The sequence below is a fragment of the Dactylosporangium aurantiacum genome, from assembly GCF_000716715.1.
Taxonomy (GTDB): domain Bacteria; phylum Actinomycetota; class Actinomycetes; order Mycobacteriales; family Micromonosporaceae; genus Dactylosporangium; species Dactylosporangium aurantiacum.
This window is the reverse complement of sequence record NZ_JNYJ01000037.1, coordinates 78,010-86,093: the sequence shown is the minus strand read 5'-3', so window position 1 is coordinate 86,093 and position 8,084 is coordinate 78,010. Positions and strand designations below refer to the sequence as shown.

The following is an 8,084-nucleotide window of genomic DNA, read 5'->3' as shown; positions in this document are numbered from 1 at the left end:
GTCCTCGCCGAAGAAGTCCAATCCATCCTCATCGGCAAAAAGAACCCGAAAGAAGCCCTCACCTCCGCCCGCGACCGGATGAACGCCCTCATCAAATGACCTTCGACGAGCTGCTCGACGGGCGCCCGCTGGTGGCGATCCTGCGGGGCGTGCCGATTCCGCGCGCCCTGCAGATCGCCCGTGCCGTCTGGGACAGCGGCCTCGGCGTCGTGGAGGTCCCGATCCAGAACCCGGCGGCCGTCGAGTGCCTGCGCGCCCTCGCCGGCCACGGGCACCCGGTCGGGGCGGGCACCGTCCGCAGCCCCGAACAGGTCGCCGTCGCGGCCGAGGCAGGTGCGGTCTTCACCGTCGCGCCCGGCCTCGACCTCGACGTGGTGCGCGCCAGCCACGACGCGGGGCTGCCGCACCTGCCGGGGGTCGCGACCGCGTCCGAGGTCCACCACGCGCTGCGGGCCGGCTGCCACTGGCTCAAGGCGTTTCCCGCCGGGTCACTCGGCCCCGGCTGGCTGCGCGAGATGCGCGGCCCGTTCCCCGAGGCGAAGTTCGTCGCCACCGGCGGCGTCGGCGCCCACAACGCACGCGACTACCTGACCGCCGGCGCCCGCGCGCTGGGGGTCGGCGGCGCCGTCACCCGCGACGGCGGCCTGCCACCGCTCCTGGAGGTCCTCCGCACGACCTGACCGAGCCCTGAGGAAGGGACCGATGAACCGTGCCGTCCTGGTCGCCGCCACCGCCATGGCGACGGCCCTCGTCACCGTGCCCGCAACCGCCGTGCACGCCACGCCCGCCGACGTCACCCTCGTGCCGTACGGCATCGACAGCTCCAACCAGGCGGCCTGGTGGTCGCCGCTGGACACGTACACCCCCGGCAACGACTACGCCTATCTGGCCTTCAACGAACCAGGCTCCACCGCCGGCACCCACCGCGTCGCGATCGCCCGGCGCGACACGGCCGGCGGCTGGACGAAACTGCCCGTCATGAACGGCGCGGCCCAGGCCGAGTACGCCGACGACAACGGGCACAACCAGCCGTCGATCGCGCGGGACGGCAGCGGCCGCTTCCACGTGTTCGCCAGCATGCACAACAACGCGTGGCGGTACTTCCGCTCCGACACCGTCGGCGGCGCGCCCACCAACCACGCCGGCGACCTGCCGGACCAGGGGATCGGCGTCACGTACCCGGTGCTGACCACCGCACCGAACGGCGACCTGTACCTGATCGCCCGGCTCGACGGGAGCACCGCCCGCTCCGGGCGGCTCTACCGGTGGAACGACGCCGCCGCCACCTGGACGCGTGTCGCGGTGTTCGCCGAGTCCGCCAACCGTGCCGTGTACCCCGACGACCTGCAGTTCGACGCCGCCGGCAACCTGCACATCCTGTGGGAGTGGGGGCTGTACCCGGCGACCGCGTTCCGCCACCAGCTCAGCTACCTGCTCTACCGTCCGGCCAGCAACACGTTCGTGGACCACACCGGCGCGGCGGTGACCGTGCCCGTCAGCACCGCCACCGCCGACGTCATCCAGCCGATCGAGACCGGCGAGGTGTACCAGGGCAACGACGGCACCGGACCGGCCGTGCAGAGCGCCAAGCTCACCGTCGACGGCACCGCGCCGAAGGTCGCATACCGGTACCGGAGCGCGACGAACTTCATGGTGCGGTACGCGTACGTCTCAGGGACGACCTGGGTGCGCGACACCGTCTACTCCGCCACCCAGACCACCGCCGCGATCGACATCACCTGGCACCCGACCGAACAGAAACGCGTCTACTACGCCACGGCGGCCGGCATGTCGGTCGCCACGAAGACCGGGACCGCGTGGACCGCCGCCGCGGTCGCGCCCGGCATCCCCGTCGAGCGGTTCGCCGTCGAGCGCACCAGCGCCGGCGTCGACGTGCTCTACCTCGTCGACCTCACCAACCTTCGCCTCTACTACGGGAGGAACTGATGCGCCGCCTGCTCACGCTCCTGCTGCTGGCACCGGCCACGGCCGTCGCCGTCGCGCCCGCCACCGCCGCCCACGCCGACCCGGCCGGCACCGGCTACACGCTCGTCTTCGAGGACCAGTTCGACGGCACCGCCGTGGACACCGCGAAGTGGAACTACCGCACCGACTCCAAGGCGTACAGCACGCAGCGCCCGCAGAACGTCTCCGTCAGCGGCGGCGCCCTCAACATCGCCCTCAAGAAGGAGACCTACGGCGGCAAGGACTACACCGGCGGCGGCGTGGTCAGCAAGCAGACGCTGCGGTACGGCTACTACGAGACCCGCGCCAAGCTCAACGACGGCGCCGGCTGGCACAGCTCCTTCTGGCTCATGGCCGGCGACGGGTCGACCACGTACCCGGCGTCGCAGCGCACCGAGATCGACGGCTTCGAGATCGACTCGATCAGCCCGACCCGTATCCACCACGGGGTCCTGACCTGGCAGGGCAACGGCGTCTCGGCCGGCAAGTCGTACGGCACCACGTACACGAGCAGCACCATCGACTCGCGCGACTGGCACGTCTACGGCATCGACTGGTCGGAGACGAGCACGAAGTTCTACGTCGACGGGGTCCTCAAGTACACCGCGCCCTACGTGCCGACGGACTGGACCCACGACTACACGAGCATCTGGCTCACCAGCATCGCCTACGGCAGCGTCCCCGACGCGACGAAGTTGCCGTCCACCGTGCAGTTCGACTACGTGCGCTACTGGCAGAAGGACTACTACGTCGACGACGACGGCCCGGCCGCGTACGGCTACAGCGAGACCGGCACCTGGTCGCCGTCCACGCTGACCGGCTGGACCGTCGGCTCCCCGACCCGCTACGCCGCCTGCAACACCGCCGGCAACACGGCGACCTGGCGCCCCAACCTCCGTGCGGCGGGCACCTACCGCGTCTCCTACTACAAGGTGACGGCCACCAACAGCGACCCCGCCGCGAAGCTCACCGTCGCGGGCACCCAGACCACGGTCAACGGCACGGCCGGCTCGTCCGGCTGGGTCGACCTGGGCACGTTCGCGCTGCCCGCGGGCACCGGGACGGCGGTCACGCTGACCAGCTCCGGCACGGGCTGCGCCCGGGCGGACGCGGTGCGCTTCCTCAGGATCTAGCCGGCTCACCCGCGGCAAGAGGGTCCCGGGGCCCCGCCCGACCGCAGACCGCGGCCGGGCGGGGCCCTGCGCTGTTCACCGGCGGGGGCTGCGCGTGCGGGCCGGCGGGACGCTGTGCGGGCGCCCAGCCGACCGCCGCGCCGCTGTGCCCTGGGCTCTGCCGCACCTGACCGTGCCGCCCCTCCGGTCGCATCGTCAGTTCTCCGCACCACGCTGCCCGCCGACCGTGCCGCCGGCCCCGGCCGCGTCGCTGCCCGCTGTCCCGGCTGCCCTCATCCCGCCCCGCCACCGCCCCGCCACCGCCCCGCCACCGCCGGGGCAAGATTGTTGACTTGCGGAATACTTGCCATGCAAGTATCGTTACGGCAGGCGACAACCCGCTCAGCCCTGGAGGCGTCAGATGCCCGCGATCACCGTCGACAACGTCCTTGCGCTGCCCCGCGTGTCCACACCGGACCCGGTGACGGCGCGTCCCCGCCCGGTGGTGTCCGTGACCACGGCGCCGAAGGGCTTCGAAGGCGAGGGCTTCCCCGTCCGGCGCGCGTTCGCCGGCGTCGACCTGCGCACGCTCGACCCGTTCATCCACATGGACCAGATGGGCGAGGTGGAGTACGCGCCGGGTGAGCCGAAGGGCACGCCGTGGCACCCGCACCGGGGGTTCGAGACCGTCACGTACATCATCGACGGCGAGTTCGTGCACAGCGACTCGCACGGCGGTGGCGGTGTCATCCGTGACGGCGACACCCAGTGGATGACCGCTGGAAGTGGCCTGCTCCACATCGAGACCCCGCCGGAGCACCTGGTGGTCAGCGGTGGGCTGTTCCACGGGTTCCAGCTGTGGGTGAACCTGCCCAGGGCGGACAAGTTCGCCGCCCCGCGGTACCAGGACATCCGCGGCGGCCAGGTGGCGCTGCTCAGCTCGCCCGACGGCGGGTCGCTGCTGCGGATCATCGCGGGTGAGCTCGACGGCCACGCCGGGCCCGGCAACACCTACACGCCGATCACCATGATCCACGCGACGATCTCGCCCGGGGCGTCGCTGACCCTGCCGTGGCGCAAGGACTTCAACGCGCTCGCGTACACCCTGGCGGGCAAGGGCACCGTCGGCACCAAGGGCCGGCCGGTGGAGCTGGGGCAGCTCGCGGTCTTCGGGGAGGGTGACAGCATCACCGTCACCGCCGACGCGAAGCAGGACCCGCGTCACCCCACGATGGACGTGCTGTTCCTCGGCGGTAAGCCGATCCGCGAGCCCGTCGTGGCGTATGGTCCGTTCGTCATGAACACCAAGGCCGAGGTCGTGCAGGCGTTCGAGGACTACCAGGCCGGTCGGCTCGGCAGCATCCCCGCGGCGCACGCCGGCGTTCGGGGAGAGGCGTCCTGAGTGGACATCGCAGTCGTCGACAGCCCGGAGCAGCACCGCTTCGAGCTGCGGGTCGACGGTGAGCTCGCGGGTGCGGCCTACTACCGGCTGCACCCCGGCGAGATCGTCTTCACCCACACCGAGGTCGACAAGGCGTACGAGGGCAAGGGCCTGGGCAGCAAGCTCGCCGCCGGCGCCCTCGGCGCGGTGAAGGAGCGCGACCTGCGCGTCGTGCCGCAGTGCCCCTTCATCGCCGCCTACCTCAAACGCCACCCCGAGCTGGCGTAGCAGAACGCCACCCCGGGCTGGCGTAGCAGAACGCCACCCCGGGCTGGCGTAGCAGAACGCCACCCCGGGCTGGCGTAACAGGCACCGCCCCGAGCCGGCTGAGCGGACGCCACCTCGAGCCGGCACAACAAGAAAGACCCGACCTGGCGCCGGCGAGCACGGTCAGTCCAGCGCCGGCAGCCCGATCGGGTTCGGGTGGCGCAGCAGCCGCGACGCCTGGACCGCGATCGGGCGCAGCAGCTCCGCACAGCGCGCCGTGGCGTCGGTCCCCAGGACCCGCCACGGCGTCGCCGCGAGCGCGTCCGTGGTGGCCTCGATCGCGGTGCACGCCGACCGTGCCGCCTCCGTGGCCCGGCCCGACGCGTCGACCCAGCCGCGCGTGCGCAGCCGGTCGGTGGCGGCGTCCCACTCCTCGTCGGTCCAGCCCCGCGCCGGCTGGTAGAAGTCGCGGCCGTCGCCGTCGCGCAGCGCGACCCGCCACACGTTGCACTCCACGCCGTCGAGGCCCTCGACCAGCAGTGCCGCCAGGTGGCCGTCGCCGCGGTGCTCGCGCAGCACGGTGGCCGCCTGCCACAGCACGCCGGCCGGGTCGTCCGGCCAGGGCAGCATCGCGTTCGCCGCGCCCAGGACCCGACCGTGCAGGTCGACCGCCTCGGCCGCGGCCCGCAACAGGCTTGCGGTCTCGGTGAGGTCGCCGTCCACCTTGCGCAGGACCCGCCGCGCGCCCTCCAGTCGAGCGGCCAGGGCCGCCTCCGGTGTGATCCTGGTCCACACGTCCGGCAGTGCCCGGGTCACCATCCGCGGCGCGAAGCCGTAGAACGCGGCCAGCACCGGGCCCGCCGGCACGGCGCCGAGCGGGGCGCTGCGTCCGGCGAAGTACCCCCGCCAGAACCCGCGCAGCCCCGCGGCCTCGAACGCCGCGAGGGCGTCGTCGGCGAAGTAGGTGACCGCATGGACCGGCTCGTACAGGCTCCACATGCGGCGCTCGATGGACAACTCTGTCATGGACCTGACGATAGACGCGAAAAGGCCCCCGGCGAACCGGGGGCCTTTCCTGAACCGGTGTTACAGCGACTTCGTGTTACAGCGCCGGGTAGGCGTTGGCCACGAGCTCGCGGAACTGCGCCGAGAACCACTGGCCGGCGATCGGCGAGTTCGGCAGGGCGCCGGTCGGGTTGTTGCCGTTGCGGTCGTTACCGGTGTAGGTCGGGTCGCACATCCGGTCGAAGCCCTTGCCCTCGTCGTTCGGGATGACCTGGCTCGCGCCGTCCGACTCGCCCGGGGGCTTGATCCAGACGTAGGCGTCGATGCCCGGGGCCGGGGTCGCCCGCGGCCGCTCGCCGATGCCCGCACCGGACTGGTTGCACCAGTTGCCGGCGTGGATGCGCCGGTCGACGCGGGACTGGTTGACGAAGGTGTTGACGTCGGTCGACGTGCTCGCACCGGCCGGACGGTTCGCGCCGCCCCAGCCGTTGCGCGAGGTGTCGATCAGCATGCCGAGGTTGCTGTTGAAGCCCAGCGACACCAGCTTGTTGCGGAACGCCTGGGCGTAGGACTGCTCGTCGACGTAGTAGTTCCAGTCGACCCACTTGGACTGGCGCACCGACTGGCCGTTCACCGTGGTGTTGATGGTGAAGTACGGCTCGACCAGCGCGGAGTAGTTGGCGGTGTTCGTGATGAAGCCGTCGACGCTGGCGAAGCCGGCCGTGGTGCCCCGCACGGTGGAGGCGAACAGGTCGGCCGAGGGGCCGAAGTTCGAGTCCCAGCCGAGCCAGCCGTGGTGGCCGGCGTCGATGTAGGTGTACACGTTGCTGATCGCGTGCAGCTTGTTCAGCGCGTACTGGACGCCCTGGACGTAGGCACCGCTGGACTTCGCCTCGGCGCAGGCGGCGAGGTTGGTGTTGGTGACCAGGTTCGGCAGCGAGTCGATCTCGATGATCGTCACGATGCGCAGGCTGGAGTACTTCGGGTCGCCCAGGATCGTGGCGATCGGGTCGATGTACTCGGTCTTGTACCGCTCGAGACCGTTCTCCGAGATCTTCAGCTCACCGTTGGAGGCGAGCGCGGAGCAGTCCCGGTTCGGCAGGTTGTAGACGACGAACTGGATGGTCAGCGGGCCGGTGCCGGCGTTCTTCTGGGCCAGCGCGTCGTCCAGGTGCGCCCGGATGCCCCGCGCGCTGCTGGTGCCGTTGATGGCGGCGATGCGGTCGATCCACACACCGGTGGAGGCCCCGGCGATGGCGGCGCCACCGTCGGCGCGGGCCTTGGTCGCCCAGTCCGCGTTCACGTAGCCACGCGCGCCGGTGTACGGGTTGTCGACGTGACCGTCGGTCTGCCCGCCGGTGGTGACGGTGATCGCGGCGGCGTTGCTGGTGGTCGAGTTGCCGGAGTTGTCGGTCGCCTTGGCCGTCAGCGAGTAGCTGCCCGCGGCGACGTTGCTCCACGTGTACGCGTAGGGCGACGTGGTGTCGGTGCCCAGCAGCGTGGTGCCGTTGTAGAAGTCGACCTTGGTGACCGTGCCGTCGGCGTCCGCGGCGGTCGCGGTCAGGTTGACCGTGGCCGGGGCGGTGTAGCCGGAGCCGGTCGTCGGGCCGGTCAGGGTGACCGTCGGCGCGCCGTTGGTGCCGCCGTTGGTGACCGTGATCGGCACCAGGCCGCTGGTCGTGGAGAGGCCGCCGTTGTCGTAGGCCTTGGCGGTGATGTTGTAGCTGCCCGCCACGACACCGGTCCAGGTGTACGCGTACGGCGCGGCGGTGTCGGTGCTCAGCAGCGTCGTGCCGTTGTAGAACTCGACCTTCGACACGGTCCCGTCGGAGTCCGCGGCGTTCGCCGTGATGCTGACCGAGGCGGGGGCGGTGTAGGACGCGCCGGCGGCCGGGCTGGTCACGCTGACCGTCGGGGCCACGTTGGTGGTGGTGCCGCCGTTGCAGGCGGTGCCGTTGAGCGTGAACGCCGTGGGCACCGGGTTGCTGGTGGTCCAGGTCCCGTTGAAGCCGAACGTCACCACGCCGTTGGTCGGCAGGTTGCCGTTGTAGCTCTCGTTCTTGGCGTTGACGTGGGTGCCGGTGACCGTCGGGATCGCCTGCCACATCTGCTGGATGCCCTGGCCGGTGACGAAGTCCCAGCCCAGGTTCCAGCTGGTCAGCGCGTCACCCTTGTTCGTGATCTCCACCGCGCCACCGAAGCCCCCGGGCCACTGGTTCGTCACGGTGTACTTGACGCTGCAGCCGGCGGCGGCGAACGCCGGACTGTTGACGGCGATGATGCCGCCAGTTGCCGCTATCGCGGCGATCGAGACGATGGCGAGTTTCCGCCTCATCGATGCTCCTCAAACTTGA

At 71.2% G+C, this 8,084-nt stretch carries 7 protein-coding genes; 5 read left to right on the top strand and 2 right to left on the bottom strand.

What is annotated here, in order from left to right:
- Positions 1-95 precede the first annotated feature (95 nt).
- From OP18_RS34975 to OP18_RS34955, 5 genes are all read left to right on the top strand, one after another.
- Entirely contained in the window at positions 96-680 is a 585-nt protein-coding gene (locus OP18_RS34975; protein WP_033363403.1) for a bifunctional 4-hydroxy-2-oxoglutarate aldolase/2-dehydro-3-deoxy-phosphogluconate aldolase, read from the top strand.
- Positions 681-702: 22 nt separating this feature from the next.
- Positions 703-1,947 carry a BNR-4 repeat-containing protein gene (locus OP18_RS34970; protein ID WP_156090015.1) on the top strand — a complete coding sequence of 415 codons (1,245 nt, stop codon included), beginning with the start codon at positions 703-705 and terminating at the stop codon, positions 1,945-1,947.
- A complete protein-coding gene (locus OP18_RS34965) occupies positions 1,947-3,098 on the top strand; it encodes a glycoside hydrolase family 16 protein (protein WP_052387784.1) in 1,152 nt (383 codons plus the stop codon). The genes OP18_RS34970 and OP18_RS34965 overlap by 1 nt, the downstream gene beginning before the upstream one ends.
- 400 nt (positions 3,099-3,498) lie before the next feature.
- Positions 3,499-4,479, top strand: coding sequence for a pirin family protein (locus OP18_RS34960; protein ID WP_033363402.1), 981 nt, complete (start codon positions 3,499-3,501; stop codon positions 4,477-4,479).
- Positions 4,480-4,746, top strand: coding sequence for a GNAT family N-acetyltransferase (locus OP18_RS34955; protein WP_033363401.1), 267 nt, complete (start codon positions 4,480-4,482; stop codon positions 4,744-4,746). It abuts the gene before it with no gap.
- 162 nt (positions 4,747-4,908) lie between these two features.
- On the opposite strand, the gene OP18_RS34950 is transcribed toward OP18_RS34955, so the two are convergent.
- Positions 4,909-5,751, bottom strand: a complete 843-nt coding sequence (locus tag OP18_RS34950) for an SCO6745 family protein (protein WP_033363400.1) — start codon at positions 5,749-5,751, stop codon at positions 4,909-4,911.
- A gap of 76 nt (positions 5,752-5,827) precedes the next feature.
- Positions 5,828-8,065: a glycoside hydrolase family 6 protein gene (locus OP18_RS34945; RefSeq protein ID WP_033363399.1), complete on the bottom strand. Its 2,238-nt coding sequence runs from the start codon at positions 8,063-8,065 to the stop codon at positions 5,828-5,830.
- Between the last annotated feature and the right edge of the window lie 19 nt (positions 8,066-8,084).